Source organism: Spirosoma flavus (assembly GCF_054778555.1).
The window spans coordinates 658742-679025 of the sequence record NZ_BAAGZL010000004.1 but is presented as its reverse complement, the minus strand read 5'-3'; the positions used below and the strand labels follow the sequence as shown (position 1 = coordinate 679025).

14 protein-coding genes are annotated in these 20284 nt (G+C 48.3%); 11 read left to right on the top strand and 3 right to left on the bottom strand.

Features of this window, described 5'->3' with window-relative positions; genetic code table 11:
• Window position 1 precedes the first annotated feature (1 nt).
• The 8 genes from ACYVF1_RS23065 (at window position 2) to ACYVF1_RS23030 (ending at window position 12637) form a co-directional block, all read left to right on the top strand.
• Entirely contained in the window at window positions 2-1819 is a 1818-nt protein-coding gene (locus ACYVF1_RS23065) for a protein kinase domain-containing protein (protein WP_461083300.1), read from the top strand.
• 191 nt (window positions 1820-2010) lie between these two features.
• Complete coding sequence (locus ACYVF1_RS23060; RefSeq protein ID WP_461083298.1) at window positions 2011-2622, top strand: hypothetical protein; 612 nt, start codon at window positions 2011-2013, stop codon at window positions 2620-2622.
• Window positions 2623-2664: 42 nt separating this feature from the next.
• Complete coding sequence (locus tag ACYVF1_RS23055) at window positions 2665-3411, top strand: hypothetical protein (protein WP_461083296.1); 747 nt, start codon at window positions 2665-2667, stop codon at window positions 3409-3411.
• Between the two features lie 18 nt (window positions 3412-3429).
• The gene (locus ACYVF1_RS23050) at window positions 3430-4671 is read left to right on the top strand and encodes a hypothetical protein (RefSeq protein ID WP_461083294.1); all 1242 of its coding nucleotides are present in this window, start codon (window positions 3430-3432) and stop codon (window positions 4669-4671) included.
• A 7-nt stretch (window positions 4672-4678) separates the two neighbouring features.
• Window positions 4679-6007, top strand: a complete 1329-nt coding sequence (locus tag ACYVF1_RS23045; protein WP_461083293.1) for an OmpA family protein — start codon at window positions 4679-4681, stop codon at window positions 6005-6007.
• A gap of 4 nt (window positions 6008-6011) precedes the next feature.
• Complete coding sequence (locus ACYVF1_RS23040) at window positions 6012-6926, top strand: hypothetical protein (protein ID WP_461083291.1); 915 nt, start codon at window positions 6012-6014, stop codon at window positions 6924-6926.
• Between the two features lie 59 nt (window positions 6927-6985).
• Entirely contained in the window at window positions 6986-8701 is a 1716-nt protein-coding gene (locus tag ACYVF1_RS23035; RefSeq protein ID WP_461083289.1) for a hypothetical protein, read from the top strand.
• Window positions 8702-8728: 27 nt separating this feature from the next.
• Entirely contained in the window at window positions 8729-12637 is a 3909-nt protein-coding gene (locus ACYVF1_RS23030) for an Ig-like domain-containing protein (RefSeq protein ID WP_461083287.1), read from the top strand.
• 87 nt (window positions 12638-12724) lie between these two features.
• On the opposite strand, the gene fbp is transcribed toward ACYVF1_RS23030, so the two are convergent.
• Together fbp and ACYVF1_RS23020 are read right to left on the bottom strand one after the other, a co-directional pair.
• Entirely contained in the window at window positions 12725-13729 is a 1005-nt protein-coding gene (fbp, locus tag ACYVF1_RS23025) for a class 1 fructose-bisphosphatase (protein WP_461083285.1), read from the bottom strand.
• 197 nt (window positions 13730-13926) lie between these two features.
• Complete coding sequence (locus tag ACYVF1_RS23020) at window positions 13927-14853, bottom strand: helix-turn-helix domain-containing protein (protein WP_461083283.1); 927 nt, start codon at window positions 14851-14853, stop codon at window positions 13927-13929.
• Between the two features lie 86 nt (window positions 14854-14939).
• Here ACYVF1_RS23020 and ACYVF1_RS23015 point away from each other — a divergent pair, with 86 nt between their 5' ends.
• From ACYVF1_RS23015 to ACYVF1_RS23005, 3 genes are all read left to right on the top strand, one after another.
• Complete coding sequence (locus ACYVF1_RS23015; RefSeq protein WP_461083281.1) at window positions 14940-15845, top strand: dihydrodipicolinate synthase family protein; 906 nt, start codon at window positions 14940-14942, stop codon at window positions 15843-15845.
• A 111-nt stretch (window positions 15846-15956) separates the two neighbouring features.
• The gene (locus ACYVF1_RS23010) at window positions 15957-16961 is read left to right on the top strand and encodes a 4-hydroxyproline epimerase (RefSeq protein ID WP_461083279.1); all 1005 of its coding nucleotides are present in this window, start codon (window positions 15957-15959) and stop codon (window positions 16959-16961) included.
• A 111-nt stretch (window positions 16962-17072) separates the two neighbouring features.
• On the top strand, window positions 17073-18320 hold the full coding sequence (locus ACYVF1_RS23005; RefSeq protein WP_461083277.1) for an NAD(P)/FAD-dependent oxidoreductase: 1248 nt from the start codon (window positions 17073-17075) through the stop codon (window positions 18318-18320).
• Between the two features lie 44 nt (window positions 18321-18364).
• On the opposite strand, the gene ACYVF1_RS23000 is transcribed toward ACYVF1_RS23005, so the two are convergent.
• A complete protein-coding gene (locus ACYVF1_RS23000; protein ID WP_461083275.1) occupies window positions 18365-20251 on the bottom strand; it encodes a malate synthase in 1887 nt (628 codons plus the stop codon).
• Window positions 20252-20284 lie beyond the last annotated feature (33 nt).

Below are 20284 nucleotides of genomic sequence, written 5' to 3'. Positions count from 1 at the left end.
TATGCGTGCCGGCGATAAAATTCTGAATTATACCATCACCCGACGTATCAAAGCGGGAGGTATGGGTGTTGTCTTCGAAGGCGAACAGTCGTGGGGAAGCCGACGAAAGGTAGCCATCAAGCAGTTACTTGAAAACCTGCGTGATGACGACGTAGTACGACGTCGGTTTATTCGGGAAGCGGAGATTCTGGAAATGCTTGACAATCCACGTATCGTCAAGATACTTGGCTTTGACCAGGAGCAGGATGCTTTTGTGATGGAGTTTGTGGAAGGACGAACTCTGTCTGACATGCTTAAGCAAGACCCCGATACGTTCCGGCGTCCGGAGGTGCTGATCCCGTTTTTCAACAGTCTACTCGATGCTTTTTCATACGCCCACAATGCCTTAATAACGCTTGGAGGTCGAACCGAAAAGGGAATTGTTCATCGCGACATCAAGCCCAGTAACATTATCGTTCAACCCGATGGCAGTCCCAAAATCCTGGATTTTGGTATCTCGCGGGTAGCTAGTTTTCAGAGCACACTTACGGACCCGAAACTTCAGATGGGTTCTGTACCGTATATGAGTCCCGAACAGATTGCTACGCCAACCGATGTAGACTGGCGTAGCGATATTTACTCCATAGGTGTAACGCTTTGGGAGATGATGACGGGGCACTCACCCTATCCACGTGTCACTACGCATGAAGTTGTTGTAGAAGTTCAACGACAGATTCGTTTTGAGCCGCTTCCATCACTTCTACGGTCAGTATCGGAGCCAAAGCCTGAAGAAAGATTCTTTCTGCAACGGCTTGATCAAATTATCGGACGAGCCACAGCAAAAGACCGTGTTTATCGGTATCAGGGCTGCGACGAAATGAAAGCAGCTCTGGAGAAGGTATTTATAGAGTGGCAAAATCAGGGGCTTGACTCGGAGGAGACCCGCATAAAGCCTGCTTCGACAGCTCCCCCACGCCAGCCTGAATCACCTGCCCCAGCTGTTACGTCAGAGCCAGTACAACCACGCCAGCCAGCCAACCCAAAGCCAGAACCGGTCACGCAGAATAACAATCAGGAAAACGTTGCTCCAAACCGACGCGGGGCATTGTATGCAGCTTTGGCGATCGGCGTAGTTATACTAGTTGGATCTATTTTCTGGTTCATGAAAGGACCGTCATCGGGTCCAGTGAATACTACTGTTCAGGATTCTGCGATGGTAACGACGGGCGTCTCTATAGCTTCGCTCGTTGCAGCCGATTCCAGTTACGAAGTTGGTAATACGTTCTATAGTGCCAAAGACTTCAAACAGGCGGCTTTTTGGTATAACCGAGCAGCAGAACTCGGCAACTCGGCTGGCCAGAATATGTTAGGCTGGTTGTATCAATACGGTCAAGGAGTCGATAAAAATGTAGATACTGCAGTTAAGTGGTTTCAGTCATCGGCTAAACAGGGTAATCCAGAAGGGCAGAAAAACTTGGGATATATGTATCTGAATGGACTTGGTGTTGAGAAGAATCATTCCGAAGCGCTTAAATGGTATCGGGCTTCGGCTGATCAGGGAAACGCCGAGGGACAAGCAAATCTCGGCATTATGTATGAACAGGGGCTGGGTGTATCTACTAATAACCCGGAAGCCTTTAAATGGTATATGAAAGCCGCCAATCAACATTTTGCCACTGCTCAATACTACGTCGGTACCATGTATGCAACCGGCAAGGGTGTAGAAAAAAGTGAATCGAAAGCTATTCAGTGGTATAAGTCGGCAGCTCAGCAGGGTGAACCGAATGCCCAGCATGAGCTTCGTCGGCTCGGACAGTCATGGGACGTAGCGAATAAATAAGCGTATTAACAATTCTGAAACTCTTAGAAAAATAGGAGTAAAGATTTAGGCCAACGATTAGCTACCGTTAAATAACTCGAATTCATTATAGACTAAAAAACGCCCAAAATTGCTTATTTTTGGGTTGAGAGTCAACGAATTACATTCGTATCCACCCATCTGAGCTTATTGTTATGTCTGCTTTTCCATATATGAAATGGTTTATTGGCCTGTTCTTTTTCCATGCTCTCGCGGTTTGGGGACAATCGGATCAGAACGTTCAGACTTATTTAGATCAGGGCCATCGATACGAGGAACAGAGTCATTACCGTAAAGCTCTTGAAGTTTATCGTAAGGCTCTGAATTATGCCACTCCTACCACACGCTCCTCAGTTCAGCAGGCCATTAATCGTGTGGATGAACTAATCCAGCAACAAACCCTTGTAATCGAATCCCAGACTCAGGAGATACGTAAGGTCACGGCCAAAATTTCCAGCACAACGAATCGAAACCGAATACAAAGCGAACTGATTGCTCTTCAACAAAATGAGGATGCAACCGTATCAAATTATAAGGTTTTGTTACGTAGGGCAAACGCTCTGAAGCAAGTCGAAGATAATATAGCAGACAGCGATGAAGAGGTTAGCCGTCCGGCACCACTACGTCCTACAACTCCCATTCGTCGACCTACCAAGCCTAAACCAACATTGGGGGCACCTCCGCCTAAGACTATAACCAGTAGTATGCCTAGTACTCCCAAAGAAGCAACGCGATCGAAAATGGAAACTAAAGCCCTAAAATCGATCAAAGGTGATCAACATTAAAAGTTGTCAAAGTTCTGAACCCACCCTCTTACTAATCCAACCATGCGTCGAATTATTTACTTATTCTTATGGCTAGCCTTGACCAATTGTAGCAAAAAAGTTATGGTCCGCTACAAACAATTGCCTACGGAAATGCACTCCTCGGAGTCGCTGACCCAGATGATGCTGGTTAATAAGGCGCCTAAAATCGTACTACGCGTTCCTGAAACGCGCAAAGGCGTAACAAACGATCAAAGTACAGATAGCCAAGCAAAGAAGAAGCCTCGCGAATCGAACAAATCAACAGGTCCGCAGGACAATAACTTACTCTATAATGCGATTGAGAAGCAACTCTTTCGGGAAGGATTCAGCGTTCGTGACCGAGGCTTGTTCAATGAGGTACTAGACAAAGCATCGAGCGTTGATTACACGAAAGTTAATGGCCTGACAAATACTGATCTGATCCTGGAATGGATCAACATGGATCGAGAGGTAAACTATAATACAAACCGCTGCTATGAGGTAACCAGCAAAGGGAAAGAGCGGGAAATTCAGCTACCAAATAACTTCCGGCGGCTTGGTGCCTCAGTAGAATTTAAGCTCATTTACGTGAAAACAAATGAGGTGGTTGGTACCTACAAACTGCATTACACTCCCTGCACAGATGGCTGTCAGTACATCTACAAGGGGGGGCGATTGTATCCACCGGTGCCGCGAACGAAGATTGGCCCTTATGAGGCTGTTGAACAGAATGAATTGGAGCTTTTTATGACTACTGCTACTAAAGAATTAGTCGAAGCAATGCGCTAACAACTGATTATTAAACAGATGAATCTCATAAAGACGTATACTTGCCTTGTTTGCCTGCTGATATTAAGTTTATCGAATAGCCATACATGGGCGCAGGATGTAATCTATTTTTCAAGTGATGGCACATCGGTAGCTGATGCTCGGCTTGTTGACCTGATAGGCGACAAAATTGTTTTTACTGTCGGTGTAGATGGCGACGCAAAGACGCACAAATTTGGTAGATCCAGTATTTTGATGGCCTTCACAAAAGCTGGAAATTATTTGCTTATGTCAGAGCTGGCAACTGATCTTGAGCAGGCAAAACAGCAGCTTCGGACGTTTTTGGAAGCTCCGCCCCGCAACGATGGCAAAGACTTTCTGATTAAAGCAGTTCCGCTCACAGTAATTCCGGCAGAAATCACTTATGAAAGTGATGACGCAGTGAATTATAAAGCCGCTTCAGGTAATTCAGCATCGATTAATAAAGTCGAATTAATGGCAATCCTTTATCGGGATGGGCGGCACTCCATTATTGCTCCAGCAGGTGACGTTGCTCCGATCTTAGCCGAAAGTCGCCCATCAATATATGGCAGCAGTAAACCGGCCACGAGTGTCCCATCGTCTAAGACAGCAACAAACGGGCAAGCAGAAACTACCCCTATCAAAACATCGGCTACCGAACCCGTTGCTGTTCAGACAACCTCACCAACCACTGAGCCTTCTACAGCCCAACCTGTCACTGCTCCTAACGTTACACTTACCCGCCCACGGAAAGTACTTTCTGAGGAAGAGAAAGAAATTTATAGACAAAAATCAATGAGCCGCGTCGATGAATTTGTGGCTTACATAAATATCATCACCGATAAAAGTGTAAGTGATGATGCTAAAGAACGGGCTATTGCCCAGGCAGAAAAGCTGTTCATAAAAGGATCTACGATTGAAGTTACCTCAACCAGACGGCCTGGATCGAATAAATTGTCTATCAAAAACTACCTAAATCGATTAAAATTACTCCCTTACAAAACCACTCAGATTGAATGGGCGGATACCAAATTCATTAACGATTTAACGCAGGAGACCGATGGAAACTATTACGGTACCATTGCAGGTGAGCAGACTTTTGTTGGGAAGGATGCTAATGGAAAACCCATGTATATTGATAAAGTCTCTAAGAATGTCCGGGTTAAATTAGAATCCTATCAGAAGGTAATTGACGGACAGGAGATCGATAAATGGCGAGTGCTATTAGGTAATGTGAGCGTTGAAGCCGAGCAGAATTAGGTAGGTTATGGAAGGGTTGAGGCATTGGTTGGTCGCATTAACCGTTGGTCTATTCAGTGGCCCAGGCGGATCGTTACAGGCAGCGCCTTGTTTGCGACTTACAGGCGTGGTCCAGGATTATGCCACGCATCACCCTTTAGCTGCCCGTTTGTTTGTAAAAACTCCTACAGGTCGTTCAGTTCTGGGGAGTTCGACTGAAGCAGGCCAATTTCGGATTGACATTAACTGTCAGGCAACCATTTTGCAGATTGAACGGGTTGGCTACCGACCTCAACAACTCTACCTCAACGAGTTTGCTTCTAAAATCGACGGTGGGACTATTTCCGTTATCATCCCTTTGATTGCAGTCGATCCGCAGGGAACTGACCGTCCATATCTACAAAGCGAACAGACATATACTGAACAACAGGGCACTGGAACAACTGGCACACGTCCTCAACATAACGTATTTATGATAACGGACGCCCTCACCAATAAAGCCCTGGCCGCTAAGGCCTGTTTTATTTTTACCAGTAGCGGCCAGAAAAAGTGTCTAGATGCTAACCAAACGGGGCAGTTGACGGTGGACTTTGATCGGAAGGATATTGTCGCGGTGGAGATAGCGGCTCCGGGCTACCAGATGTATATAGGAAATATCAACGTAGAGGAGTTAGATGGTCGTCGGCTACAACACGCGATCCGACTAACGCGGGAGCTTGTCTTATTATCGGTACAAATCGATGGCGGGGCGGGTAGTTGCGAGCTTCGGCCGTCAGGCAGTAGCAAAGGGATTCCTCTGGTTCCTATTCCAGAACAGACAGGCGTTTTAGTAGCTACCAATGCGTTGCCGCAGCTCTACACAATGGTCGTTCTGGATCGGCGCGGAAACATACGCGAACAGAGATCAATTACGCTTCGACGGGGCCTGAACGTAGCAAAATTAATTGGTCCGCCTGCACCGACGGCACCTGTAACTACTACGTTGGCAAACGTACCACCCCTGACACAGACTGATACGTTACCGTTTGTGTACTTTGAACAGGCAAGCTATGAAATACAGCCTTCGTCGCGACAGCTGCTGCTACAAGTCGTAAACTATCTCCAGCAGCATCCCGACCTAAAACTCCGGATTATTGGGCACACCGACCGTGAAGGCGACGAGCGCCTAAATCGTGCCCTATCCGAGTATCGGGCCAAAAGAGTATCGAACTTCCTGATGGTGCAGGGTATTACCGACCGTCGACTAGAAATAGTTGGCTACGGAAGTCGATACCTCGCAGCCCCAAGCGATACAGAAGTTAATAAAGCCAAAAATCGGCGTGTCCAATTAAAAATTATTCCATACCAAACTCCCTGAAAAAATGCAAACTAGTTGGCTACGTACCGGAATGGGCTGTTTGCTGTTAGGCTTTCTGATAGCATTAGTCGGTTGCCACGAAAATCCGGCTTTGCCCGATTCAATCATACCTTATCAATGTCGGGTAGCGCGGGTTGAAGTTATTGATACAACGTTCCGAAGTACCACTACGTATGATTACGACCAGTCGGGTAACTTGATCAAAGTAGTTACCCCAACAGGAACACGTACGTATACATATGCTTCCGACGGTTATCTTACAAAATTGGACGATGGTAGTACGTCCTTAACGTATCAGTATGAAGGCACGCCGAAACGTATCAAATTAATTTCGGGTGGTACACAGAAGTACACATACGTTTACGAGGGTGATAACTTAAAAACGTACACGGCTCAGAATTCCACAGGCGAAACAACCTATACTTATTCAGGAGGGCAATTAACTGACGTAAAGGTTACCTCGGGGAATACGCCTAAAGTACAAAACGGCAAGATTGTTCAATACACTGCTGTAACTGGAAACAGCATGACCGATGTTTATAACAATCTCGATCAATTGACCAGTTCAGAAAGTATATCCTCCAATGGTCTGGATCGGTCGGTATCTACATACACCTACGATGACAAGCTTACGTACCTCTATACCGGTTTGTTTTTTAGAGGTTTTCCTAAAATAGGTCAGGCTGATCGATTTGGTCAGCCTGGTCCTTACTTCAATCAACCAGGTCAGAATCTCGCTATCAATAATATCATTACTCTCAACACAAAAACGTATCGAAAGGCCGGGACTGGATGGGGCGACGCGCTGACAGACAAGACCTTACGATACAAACAAGCCTATTATCAGAATCGCTATTCGCTGGGCTACGACCGCAGCGATGGCCAGCGTGTCCGCTATGTTTATTCCAACTGTGAATAATGAGTGCGTTCTCACGCATCACAGATGGATATAGATATGGTTATAAAATCTTGGTTACTATGAAACATCTCTTTACGCTATTTATTACTCTACAGACCGCTCTGCAACTGGTTGGAATATCCGTTTGGGGACAATCCCAACCGCCGTCCTTAACAAAGGATGACGACGTGGTTATTACAAGTCTTACCCGAAAAAGGCTGGAACTACTAAATCAGATAATGAATCAGTTAACGTATATCAATAATGATGAGAGGGACATTGAACAGCTAATATCACAAAGTTACCAGCCCAGCGAAAATCAAATATTTTACAGTGACCTTATTACTATTGAGGATGACATTGATCCCAATCACGTATCATCAGACAAAACCGATGATGACGTCAATGTTGAAAAGTACCTGACCAATTTATCCCTGTTTTACTCCAAAACCGATCAGCCGAACACGATCGTCTTTTCCCGTTATAGTTTCTTACCCGCCCGGCCCGAAAAAGATTTCATTTTAAAGAAATGCTTCTTTACCTCAACGTTCCGCGGAAAACATACTCAAATCGACAAAGCGTATCTGCCAACGAACCGGGTGGTGGAAATGCGAGCTGAGCGAATAAATAAAAAATGGCAGGTACGTATCATCCGTATGGGATTTTTCCAGCCTGGCGAGGGTAATGAAGCAGTTTCTCAGAAGCCCACATCAACCACTGCGAGCACCATGGAAACAGCCAAAATATCAGTTCCGGCAAATCTCTCTATCTCTGGTGCCGAAATTGCGTATAAACAAAGTGATACGGGAATCGAAATTAAACTTAAAATCAGCCGGGAATGGGCGGAAGTAATTCAATCTGGGTCTGTCGACATTCCGACTGGTTTGTACAAAAGGCAGGGCAAGTTACAGACCTACCTACTGGTGAAAGGCGATCAATTGGATGAACAAAACAAGATCGAGCTTCAGAATAACAGTAACCGACTGGTTTTTTATCAGGGTCTGAACTACTCCGGCTACGACCGGGTAAATCAGATAGCATCCACGATTAGGCCCCGACCGACTTCTACAACGGCCTTGGCGGCAGTACCAACACCTAATCCAACGATACCTTTGTCCGAAACTACGGCAATCGCCAGTCGCACTAAACCAACCGAACCCCAATTAATACCTAAAACAACGAACACCCGTTCGCCAACTCAACCGGCATCAGCGTCGGCTCAAGTCGCTAAGACCGATACGAAGACAGAGCCAAAGTTCGATACGCCAACAGCGGTTCCGCCTGCTTCAACGTCAACTTCTTCATCACCAACCACAGCATCCTTACCTACAACGTCCTCACCAGAGTCAGTAACGACAGACGCAGCTCCGGCAGTGGCGAAAGAGCAGGTTAAGCCTACAAAACCTATTGTGGCTGTGCCACCTCCAACAACACTCGAAACATCAGGGCTGACAAAAGCGATGGCGGCTCAGAAAGCACGGTATCGTCGGGCGGGGTGGCTGCAAATCGTGACGGGTATTGCAGGTTTGGTAGGCGGATATATGGCTTACTCAGCTATTAAGAAAGATTACGACGCTTATAAAGCCCGCGTCGACCAATTGAATACCGGGTATAATGCCTGGAGCGATCTATCAAGAAACCCAACCGGTGCCCCCCTAGAACCAATGTCGATTACCGGTTATGGCAAGCCTGGTGTATACGGCGCTTATGTGGGCGGGGCCGTTAGTCTTGGCTTGGTTATAAATAGTATCCGTTCGTTTACGAAAGCCGGTAAAATCAAGCCAGTAAAGAAATAATTGTTGAGATAACTAATCTTACACACCATGAAACATATAGTTTATCAACTGCTATTGGGGAGTCTGCTATCCCTAATTAGTCTGACCAATTTATGGGCTCAACCTGTTTCGCTAACCCTAAGCAACCGAGACGATTCTGGTACTGAGATTTTTGCCGGTATTATATTTTATTCGGGTAATCAATTCGGTGATGTTCCTATTTGGGCTAGGTTTGGGGGTACCGGAACTAAGTCATTTCAGATTGTTTCGCCCGGTGAAAACAAAACGTTAACCATTACACAAAATGGTTTATTTTTCATCCGTCCCACGGCAAGTATGACGATCGATAAAACGAAAGTCTTAAACTTTTCAGGGTCTACGGCTAATATTTTTGGCTCAATTGGCGTAACGGTCAAACAGCTAGCTATCACAACCGTTGGGGTAAACTTATCAGAAACAACAGCTGGCTCCGAGTTACAATTTTCGTACAATGTGGGTGTGGGTATATTTCCGACAGAGTTAGCAGCTAATCGATGTAAGGTTCAGTTGCTCAGCTCAAGTGGCGTGTATATACGGGATATGAATAATTCCGTGGATTACGATAATGGTACAACTGAAAGGCCTGGCTTTAGTAATGGGGCCAACCGCATTATAAGAGCAACGGTACCAAGCGACGTACCACCCGGTACATACCGAGCCAGAGTCGTTACGAATGGTTTGACAACGCAAGTTCTTGGATCGGCAAGTCCAACGTTCGTTGTAAAATCGAACCAGTCGACCATAAAAACAACTAGTGTAACTATCTTAAACAACGCTAGCCAATACTGCCCGGGTCGTGACCAGTTCGTTGTAAATTTCTCCGTTACAGGTAGCCCTCCGGCTGGAACTCAATATACTGTTTTAATATCCAATCAGGCTGGCGTTTTCTCAAATCCTAACTCCAGTACCTTAAGTGACGGTAATATATTGGGAACTTCATCAACAATTTCCCCAATTACCACTGTATTACAACGTCCAATTGATACATATCCCAAAGGCAGTTACAGAATAAAAGTTGTCTCAAATAATAGTAGTGTTCAGGATGATGGAAACTCAATACCGGTAACCCTTTACCGGCCCGATCTGCCTTCGGTGAAAACGCAGGCCTTTTGCCAGAATGACCCTATCTCATCGTTCGAAGTTGGGGCCAGTAATTTAATGTGGTTCGGTATTACTTCGAATGGAGTTCGAACGGGGTGGGATAGCAAGACAACTCCAAACATACCCACCGCTGTGGGATCGCATAGTTATGAAGTCGCCCAAATAGACAATGCTGGCTGTATGAGCAGCGTTGCTACATTTACGTTGACCGTTGTTGGTAAATCGAACACCCCTGGCGTATCAAATGTTAATCTGTGTAAAGGCTCTCCTTTGCAGCCATTAAGCGCCAACGGCCAGAACTTGCTCTGGTATAACGCAAGCGGTACGCAGCTTCCCGGCCCTCCTTCTCCTTCGACCGATGCAGTCGGTACGCAGGTTTATAAAGTATCACAGCAGGAAGGTAATAGTTGCCGAAGTGATCAGGCAACGATCACCGTCACAATTGGTGAACCACCATCCGCCCCCACGGCTATTACGCCAGCGCCGATATGTCAGTACGTAGCAAACCCGCCCGCGCTAGCCGCAACTCCCTCCGCAAATGGGTCGCTACGTTGGTATACACAGGCGACCGGTAATGCCGGTCAAACAGATCAGGCTCCTCGTCCCAGCTCCACTTCGGCGGGTAGCCAGACGTACTACGTTGCACAGGTTATAGGTGGGTGCGAAAGTACCCAACGAGCCACTGTTACGCAGGTGGTCAATGCCGCACCAAGTCGACCTTCGGCCCCTGATGCCAGCGATTTGCTACGTTGTCAGGACGAATCGGCTCGCCCGCTGTCGGCAACGGCGGCTAGCGGCTTTACGCTACGTTGGTACACTTCCGACGCTGGACAGTCCGTGCCTAATCCATCCAATGGGACCGCAACGGGGCCTACCCCAACGACCGCTATTGGTGTACAGACCTTCTATGTTACCCAAACGGATGGTAATGGTTGTCAGAGTCTGCAACAGCCCGTATCGGTCACTATTGTTACCTCGCCCGGTGCACCCAGCGTGACTGCTCAGCAGAATGCCTGCCGAGGCACTACGCCACAGGCCCTTACCGCCAGTACCCAAAATGGAGCTGTGCTTATCTGGAGTGGCGGCCCTATTTCGGGAACGACCACTACGGCTCCATTACCCCAACGTACCACAGCTGGCACCGAGGTTTATCTGGTCCGTCAGCGGATTGGCAGTTGCGTAAGTACAGGCGTGAGTTCAATTTCATTTACGGTAAGAGAACTGCCAGCCGCCCCCACGGCTATTGCGCCACCAGCTATCTGTCAGTACGTATCAAATCCGCCTGCAGTCACGGCAACTGCTTCCGCCAACGGGACACTACGTTGGTACTCACAGGCAACAGGCAACACTGGGCAATCGGATCAGGCTCCTATTCCTACTTCCACATCGGCTGGTAATCAATCGTTCTACGTCGGGCAAATTGTAGGTGGATGTGAAAGTATTGATAGGGCTACCATTACGCAGGTGGTCAATGCTGCACCAGGCCGTCCTTCGGCTCCTGCCGCCAGCGACTTACTACGTTGCCAGGACGAATCAGCCCGCCCCCTGTCGGCAACAGCCGCAACTGGCTTTACGCTACGTTGGTACACTACAGATGCGGGGCAATCCTTGCCTAATCCAGCAACCGGAACGACTACAGCTCCTACGCCTACGACTGCGATTGGCTCACAAACTTTCTATATTACCCAGATCGATGGGAATGGTTGTCAGAGTTTGCAACAGCCCATATCGGTTACTGTGGTTAGCACTCCCGGTGCGCCCAGCGTCACAGCCCAACAACTGGTCTGTAAGGATACTCAGGTTCAGTCACTCACCGCTAATGCGCAAAATGGAGCTGTACTTATCTGGAGTGGTGGTCCTATTTCAGGAACTACGACCACCGCTCCTCAGCCCCAGCGTACTACGCCTGGCACCGAAGTTTATTCAGTTCGGCAGAAGGTTGGCAGCTGTGTCAGTACAGGGGTTAGTTCAATCACCTTTACCGTCCGGGCGATCCCTACCTCTCCAACCGCACTATCTGTACAGACAGCCTGTATCAATACGACATTCTCGTTATCGGCAAATGTTACGACGGCGGGGAATACACTAAAATGGTATGCCTCAAAGGCTGACGCCGACGGTAGAAGCAACTCAAAGTCGCAGGCATCCATCCAGACGGGAAGTTCATCGTCTCAAACCTGGTACGTAACACAGGCCGATGGTAGCGGTTGCGAAAGTACGCCTATACCTGTTTTGGCACGCGTTCTCTCGCAGGCAACGGCCCGAATGGTTGGCGATGGCAATATGTATAGCACTGATAGCTCCGCCATTCGCATTTACCTGGGTGGAGAGGGCCCCTGGACACTGACGTTCCAGGATGGAGCCAAATCCCGCACGTTCGATCGAAGAATGGATAACCCTCTGATTGTGTGGGTTAGCCTACCAAAACCAGTAGATATTAAAACCAAAGACCCGCAAACTTATTCGATCACTGCGCTCTCCAACGACTGTGGTGCTGGAGTGCTACCAGCACCTTATACACTGACAATTAATCCGGTTACCGCCATCGACCCAGGCACTGGAGACGCTACGGTTTCGGCATATCCAAATCCGATGAGCGGTTCTATTCGGATCGACTGGTCAGCTACACCCCGCAAAGCCGTTACGTTACGTATCCTTACGTCAGCAGGCCGTGTTGTCTGGCAAACGGACCAAACCGGAACGGGCAATACCCAATCTGAATATGTCAATACGAGTTCCTGGGCGGGTGGACTATATGTGTTCCAACTTCAGTCAGATGGAGCGAGTATGGTCGAACGAAGGATTGTAAAACAATAAATTTTAAGTTAACGCAAAGAGATCAGCCACAAAAATGCGGCTGATCTCTTTAGCTTTCTATTCAATTAGTTAACAAACCATTAGTGTCTATTTATCCATATAGCTTAGTAGCGTTTTCACCATATTGGGAGCACCCATAAAAAGTGGACTGCGTTGGTGAAAATCAGTTGGAATAATATCAAGTACTGACTGCGTACCATCCGATATTTTGCAACCAGCCTGCTCAGCAATGAACGCCAGCGGGTAGCATTCGTACAATAACCGAAGTTTACCGTTCGGATTTTTGGTCGTTGCCGTATATAAATAAATTCCTCCTTTCAACAGATTTCGATGAAAATCAGCCACTAAGGAGCCAATGTATCGAGCCGAGTACTGCTGCTGACGACATGCGGCTACGTAGTTTTGAATTTCCGGAGCGTACTGATCCAGATTCCCCTCATTGCAGGAATAAATTGTACCATCCTCCGGGCTTTTAATATCTGGATGCGACAGAATAAATTCGCCTAACGAGTAATCGTACGTGAAGCCGTTAACCCCACAGCCCGTCGTATAAACCAGTATCGTCGATGAGCCGTAGAGAATGTAACCAGCAGCCACCTGCTCCTGACCACCCTGCAAAAAATCTTCGCGCTGGGGCAACGTACCAATCGGCGTTACCCGTCGATAAATCGAAAAAATAGTACCAATCGATACGTTGACATCAATGTTGGAAGAGCCATCCAGCGGGTCAATTGCGACGACGTACTTGCCGTTGTTATTACCCGTGTAAATAATTTCCTCGTCTTCTTCCGACAGTAGCGCGCAGGCTTCCCCGCCGTTTTTGAGTGCTCTTATAAAACGAATGTTCGCAATAACATCAAGTTTCTGCTGGCTTTCGCCCTGCACATTTTCTACCCCCATACCACCCGTCAGGTCGATCAATCCGGCGCGGTTTACCTCCCGATGAATGATTTTGCTGGCCAGCGCAATATCTCGTAGCAATTGAGACAGCTCGCCCGTTGCATACGCAAATGCTGTCTGGCGGTTCATAATATACCGGTCGAGCGTAACGCCAACGGGTAAAGCCAGGGGATGTGAAGCAGTGATTTCCATAAAGTAGATCAGGAAGAAGCGACAGCGAACGGGCGGCCACCGTTTTAAATCACGAATTGTTTAAGCGCAAGGCTGCGGATTTGCAAGGCTACGAACGACCATCCACTTTACGAATATAAAAATGGTAGTAAACAGTACCCTCCTGTACTCTCTGGAAAGAGTAACCAACGTAGCATCTGGTTACGTATTGACCTTCGTCACTGCGAATAATTCCGGAGGTATTCACTGGGCGACAGACCCACTACGTCTTTAAATTGCCGATTGAAATTAGACAGATTGCTATAGCCGCAGTGCATAGCAATCTGATTGATACTCAATCTGGATTCGCGCAGGTGTCGGCAGGCGTGCTCAATTCTGACTTCGTTGAGCAATCTCGAAAACGTTTTCTGCGTATGCAGCCGAAAAAATCGGCAAAAACCGCCCGGCGTTAGATTGGCGATACCCGCTACGTCCTGCAGCGTAATATCGGCCTGGTAATTTTCCAGAATGAACGAAAACACCCGTTCCAGCCGCTGGTGATCGTCGGGGCGTCGGGGTTGTTCGAACGACGTAACGGAAAGCACTTCCCGGCTGCTACTTCCAGCTATACAATCGAGAATATGCAGAAACGTCAGCAACTGATCGAAAGGACGCTGACTAGTCAACGTAGCAAACTGTTCGATAAGGGGATGATCGTCAGTACATCGCAACCGAACGCCGTGCTGAGATTCACGTAGCAATTGGTATAGATGACGGGTCTCCGGTAATTGAAGCAATGTTGTCTCCAGATGCTCAGGCCGAAACAGCACCGAAACCGAGACCGAACGACGTACTGATTCTGGGGCAAAATACTCGGGATCGCTACGTAGCACATGGGGTAAATTTGGTCCTAACAGCAATACGTCATTCCGGCCAAACCGATCAATTTTATCCCCAACAATCAGCGTACCCTCTCCTTCTTGAATAAGTGTAAGCTGAATTTCGGGATGAAAGTGGAGATGTTTATAAAAATGTGGATAACTATCATGTTCAACCCGAAACGTTCCATCATCGACGGCGGGTACTTTAAATAAGAGTGGCTTTACTGGTGTTTTTTTCACTATATTTTTCACTACGTTAGATCCAACTGGTGAAAATAATACCATAATTGGTTAACTATTATCAAAGAGTGGATAAAAGAAGACTGTAGCTTTGGTAACAATTTTTGGTTCAACCTAAAAGCGACTTTCGCATGAACGTATCTGTGCAATGGGAGGGTGTTTATCCAGCCCTGCTGACCCCTTTTACGGCTGATGATCAGCTCGATCTGCCTCTGTTTGAAAAGAATCTCAACGCCCAACTGGAAGCGGGTGTGCATGGCTTTATCATTGGCGGTTCGCTGGGCGAAGCCAGTACGTTACTGAATTCTGAGAAAATTGAGCTTCTACAATCGGGCTTAAAAGTAGCAGACGGCAACGTACCAGTGTTAATTAACATTGCCGAACAAGCGACCAAACAGGCCATCGCCTGCGCCAAAGACGCTGAAGCCAACGGCGCCGACGGTTTGATGCTCCTGCCGCCCATGCGCTACCCCGCCGACGCGCGCGAAACCGTTACGTTCTTCAAGGCTGTAGCGCAGGAAACATCGCTGCCAATTATGATTTACAATAATCCGTACGATTATAAGATCATGACTACCGTTGCTATGTTTGAAGAGTTGGCTGAACTTCCTAATATTCAGGCGGTAAAAGAATCAACCCGCGATTTGACCAACGTAACACGGATGCGAAACGCCTTTGGTGATCGCTTCAAATTGCTGGGGGGCGTCGATACGTTGGCGCTGGAAGCTTTGTTGCTGGGCTGCGATGGCTGGGTTGGCGGATTGGTGGATGCGTTCCCGAACGAAACGGTGGCGATTTACGAACTTGCCAAAGCAGGTCAGGTTGCGGAGGCTTTGGAAATATATCGCTGGTTCATGCCCTTACTCGAACTGGACATCCATCCGAAACTCGTACAATACATCAAACTAGCCGCCACGGCTACCGGTCTGGGTTCAGAATACGTACGTGCCCCTCGCCTGCCGTTGATTGGCGCTGAGCGAGAGCAAGTACTAAACATTATTGAAACAGCGCTGGCAAAACGGCCGGTGCTTGTATAAAGTTTAAAGAGCGAAAGAGTGAATGAGCGAAAGTGCGAAGTTCGTACGCCAGCTTGGTCTTTCACTCAACCCTTCACTCTTTCGCTCATTCACTCTTTCGCTCTTTAATTTATGGCTGAGTATCATTTTTTCTGCATCGATGCGCATACGTGTGGCAATCCGGTACGTGTGGTAACGGGAGGTAGCATTCCGTTTTTGCAGGGCGAAAACATGAGCGAAAAGCGGCAGCATTTCCTGCGTGAATACGACTGGATACGTACCGGCCTGATGTTTGAACCTCGGGGTCATGATATGATGTCGGGGAGCATTCTATATCCACCTACCAATCCAGCCAACGACGCGGGCGTGCTGTTCATCGAAACGTCGGGTTGTTTGCCGATGTGCGGCCACGGAACCATTGGTACCGTAACAGTCGCTATTGAGCAGAATCTGATTATGCCGAAAACGCCGGGCGTATTGAATCTGGAAGTTCCGGCCGGGCTGGTACGTGCCGAATACGTTCAGGAAGGCAAAAAGGTAACGTCCGTAAAAATTACCAACATCAAGTCGTATCTGGCGGCAGAGGGATTGACCGTTGAATGTCCAGATTTGGGTACATTAACGGTAGACGTAGCATACGGCGGGAACTTCTACGCCATCGTTGATCCGCAGCCGAACTTCCCCGGACTGGAGTATTATAAAGGCGAGCAACTGATTGGCTGGGCCAGAGTGATGCGCCAGCGGATGAACGAACAATACACCTTCGTTCATCCCGAAAACCCAACAATTAACGGCTTAAGCCATATTCTCTGGGCAGGAAAACCATTGAAAGAAACATCATCGGCACGTAACGCGGTGTTTTATGGCGACAAAGCCATCGACCGCTCGCCCTGTGGCACGGGTACGTCAGCCCGGATGGCACAACGGTACGCTAAAGGACTTTTAAAACCCGGCGACGTTTTTGTGCACGAAAGCATCATCGGTTCGATTTTCAACGGACGTATCGAAGCCGAAACCGAGTTGGCGGGCGTTCCGGCCATCGTACCGAGCATCGAAGGGTGGGCACGTATTCATGGCTACAATCACCTTATTCTGGACGAAGATGACCCGTATGTACATGGGTTTCAAGTAATTTAAAGAGCGAAAGAGTGAATGAGTGAAAGAGCGAATGCCATATGGTAGTAGTCTTTCGCGTCAGCCATTCGCTCTTTCACTCATTCACTCTTTCGCTCTTTCACTCTTTAAGAAATGGCACACGTTGGAATCATCGGTGGCGGTATTGTGGGGCTTTGCTCGGCTTATTACCTACAAAAGGCTGGGTATCAGGTCACCGTTTTTGATAGAGGCACCATTGCCGATGGCTGTTCGTTCGGTAATGCGGGCATGATTGTTCCCAGCCATATTATTCCACTGGCGCAGCCGGGTATGATTGCCAAAGGAATGCGCTGGATGCTCAAATCGACTAGTCCGTTCTACGTAAAGCCTCGGCTAAACATGGATTTGGTACGTTGGGGCTGGCTTTTTTATCGACATGCGAACGATGCTCACGTTCAACGTTCGATTCCGGCGCTACGTGATCTGAGCCTGTTAAGTAAAGCGCTTTATCAGGATTTAGCCGCTAACGGCGATCTGGATTTCGAGTGGCAGGAACGCGGTTTGTTTATGCTATACAAAACCGCTAATGCCGAACACGAGATGGCCGAGGAAGCCGACGTAGCGAATCGCGCCGGCATAGAAGCACGCATACTCAACGGCCAGCAGGTGCAGGACCTTGAGCCTGATACCCGCGTAGACGTTCGAGGGGGCATTCTCTACCCCGGCGATGCACATCTGAACCCCAACGAATTAATCCATTCATTACTAAGCTATCTACGTAATGCTGGGGTTAGGGTTTTGGAAGGTCATTCTGTAACTGGTTTCGGAAAAGCGGATTCACATATCCGGTCGATTCAGACAGATCAGGGCTCTGTTGAGGTAGACGCAGTTGTGGTTGCAGGTGGAGCGTGGTCGCCTGAAATTGCCAGCCAACTGGGATTGAATTTGTCACTTCAGGGTGGCAAGGGCTACAGTTTTATGCTACGTAATCTCCAACGTAACGTTCGTATTCCGGCCATCATGCTCGAAGCGCGGGCTACTGCTACGCCAATGGGCCACGACCTCCGGTTTGCCGGTACGCTCGAAGTGGCGGGCACGGATATGAGTGTGAATATGAACCGGGTACGCGGCATTGTGTCGTCAATCAACAATTACTACCCGGATATTACTGTCGAAATGCCTGCCGTAGAAAAAGTTTGGCGGGGGCTACGTCCCTGTTCCCCGGATGGGCTGCCTTATATCGGAAAGATGCATACGTACGACAACGTTATCGTAGCAACCGGGCATGGTATGATGGGACTTAGTCTGGGGCCCGCGACGGGTAAACTGGTCAGCGAACTGGCGAACGATAAGGTTGACAGTCTGGAAATTTCAGCGTTCAGTCCGGAACGATTCTCATAAGCCTGTGTCTGGGCCAAGCTCCAGCCTGGCCCAGACGTGAACCGCTACGTTGTTTTAAAATCTAAGTTTTCCGTAATCCGTTTTCCTTCACTGACCAACGTATCCATGTACAATCGGATGCGTTTTTTGGCTTCGGCCAAATCGGTGTTATTCAGATTGATGTTCAATAAATCGATGAACCAAGGAGCTTTTATATCGCTTAGTACGTATTCAGTAGCAATTTCTCTGGAGATGGGCAACGTAGTGGTTTTCGATGCGTCAAAAACATCTTTATTACTGGCATTCAGAAGTTTATCATACTCTTCGACCAGTAGTTTTTTGTAGAGTTCGGCCGAAAAGACCGAGCCAGCTTCAAGACCAAGCGCCGAATCAGCCTCCGTCAGAACAGCTCCTTTGTGCAGCCACTCCCAAAGAATACTCAGCCGGATTTCGCCCGTTGCCATGTCTTCCATCAGGTACAAAATATCATCGTTACCGAAGAAATCGGCGGGTTTCAATGCGGCTGCCTGCATCCCCTGGCCGAACGCGTTTCCGTATTGCAGGGCTACACTCAGCAAGTTGCGGGCGCCCCGAATGTCAGTTGGGGCTGGTTCAAGTTGCATCAATCCATCAGCATCCTGTTGCGTGTAGGTTAAGCGAGGAAATTGACGTCCCAGTTGATTCGCCTGTCCTACTTTCTCCCAAACCGGCCTCACTACGTGAACCATTTTCCAGTGGGCAACCCATTTGCCGCTGGCTCCCTCGCGTTGTTCACGTTCGGCACCGGCCACCGCTTTTTGCATACTGGCCGATACACCCGCTTCGGAACCTACCGGAATGTTGGGCTCCATGCCGCCCTGCCATAGTGCAAAATTACCATTGATATCCGGCGTGTTCACGGCCCGACGCACGCGGTCTTCGTAATTGCGCATGTAGCCATACGTCATCGTGATGGCTTCGATATTCGGATTGACAAAGTTTTTATCCCAGGCCAAAGCATCGGAAACACTGTTGATATAATCCCACCGACCCGTATTAAAACCCACGAAATGTTTGCCCAAAACCGCCCGAATTTCCATCAACTGGTGCGTTGCTTCGAGTTGTTCAACCAGCAGGTAAACTTTAATTATCCCTTCAACCAGCCCAAGATGGTTTTCGAGGGCACTGATGAGCGCGTTCCAGACAGCCGCTTCCTCAGCCGTCTGAATTTTAGGCAGATACAATACAATTGACGAACCGGCCTGTTGAAGCGCCTGATAATTATTGACTACGTAGAGTGTCAGGTCCACAATGGAAGCGGCCATCGCTACGCCATCCGCATCGCGAATGTGTCGGTCGTCGAGATGAAGCCCGCGCGCCCGGAAAATTTTTGTCGTGAAATCGAGCTGTTTTTCCCAATTGGTGATGGTACGACGACCCAGAAACGATTTGGCCCAGCGGTTCATTTCGGTTGCCACCTGCTGTGCTACGTTCAGGAAAAGCGGGTCTTTATGAATGGCCAACTTCAGATTACGCTGGTTGTCGAGCGACATGGTCGCCGTTTGGCCCAGCGCGTCTTCCCCGTCGAACATCCAGCCATCGGCACCCGACAGCAAAGCATACGCTACGTTCCGAATACTGTTTTCGACCGGTGCGTTCGGTTTGGCAGCCGGCCCCGTCCCCTGAATCCATTGGCGCTGTAAATCAGCCGGAATCAGCGCACCATCAAACTTTCCGTCGCGGGCGTCCTGCACCCGGATTGTAGTTCCCGGAATCACACTATCAGGGTCGAGGAACGTAATACGGGTTTGGGTCTGCTGCCGAAGAGCCCGGCGCTGCATCCGGGTTTCCATTACTTCTTTGATACGTTTATTGAACGGAGCCAGCGCAGAGAGAGCCGCCAGCGCTTCAGGCGTGTAAACGTCAGGATAACTTTCCTGAAGATGCGGGCGTATAGTGATTTGGTCTGTCATGGTCATAAAACTAAAATCAGATCACAGATTAAT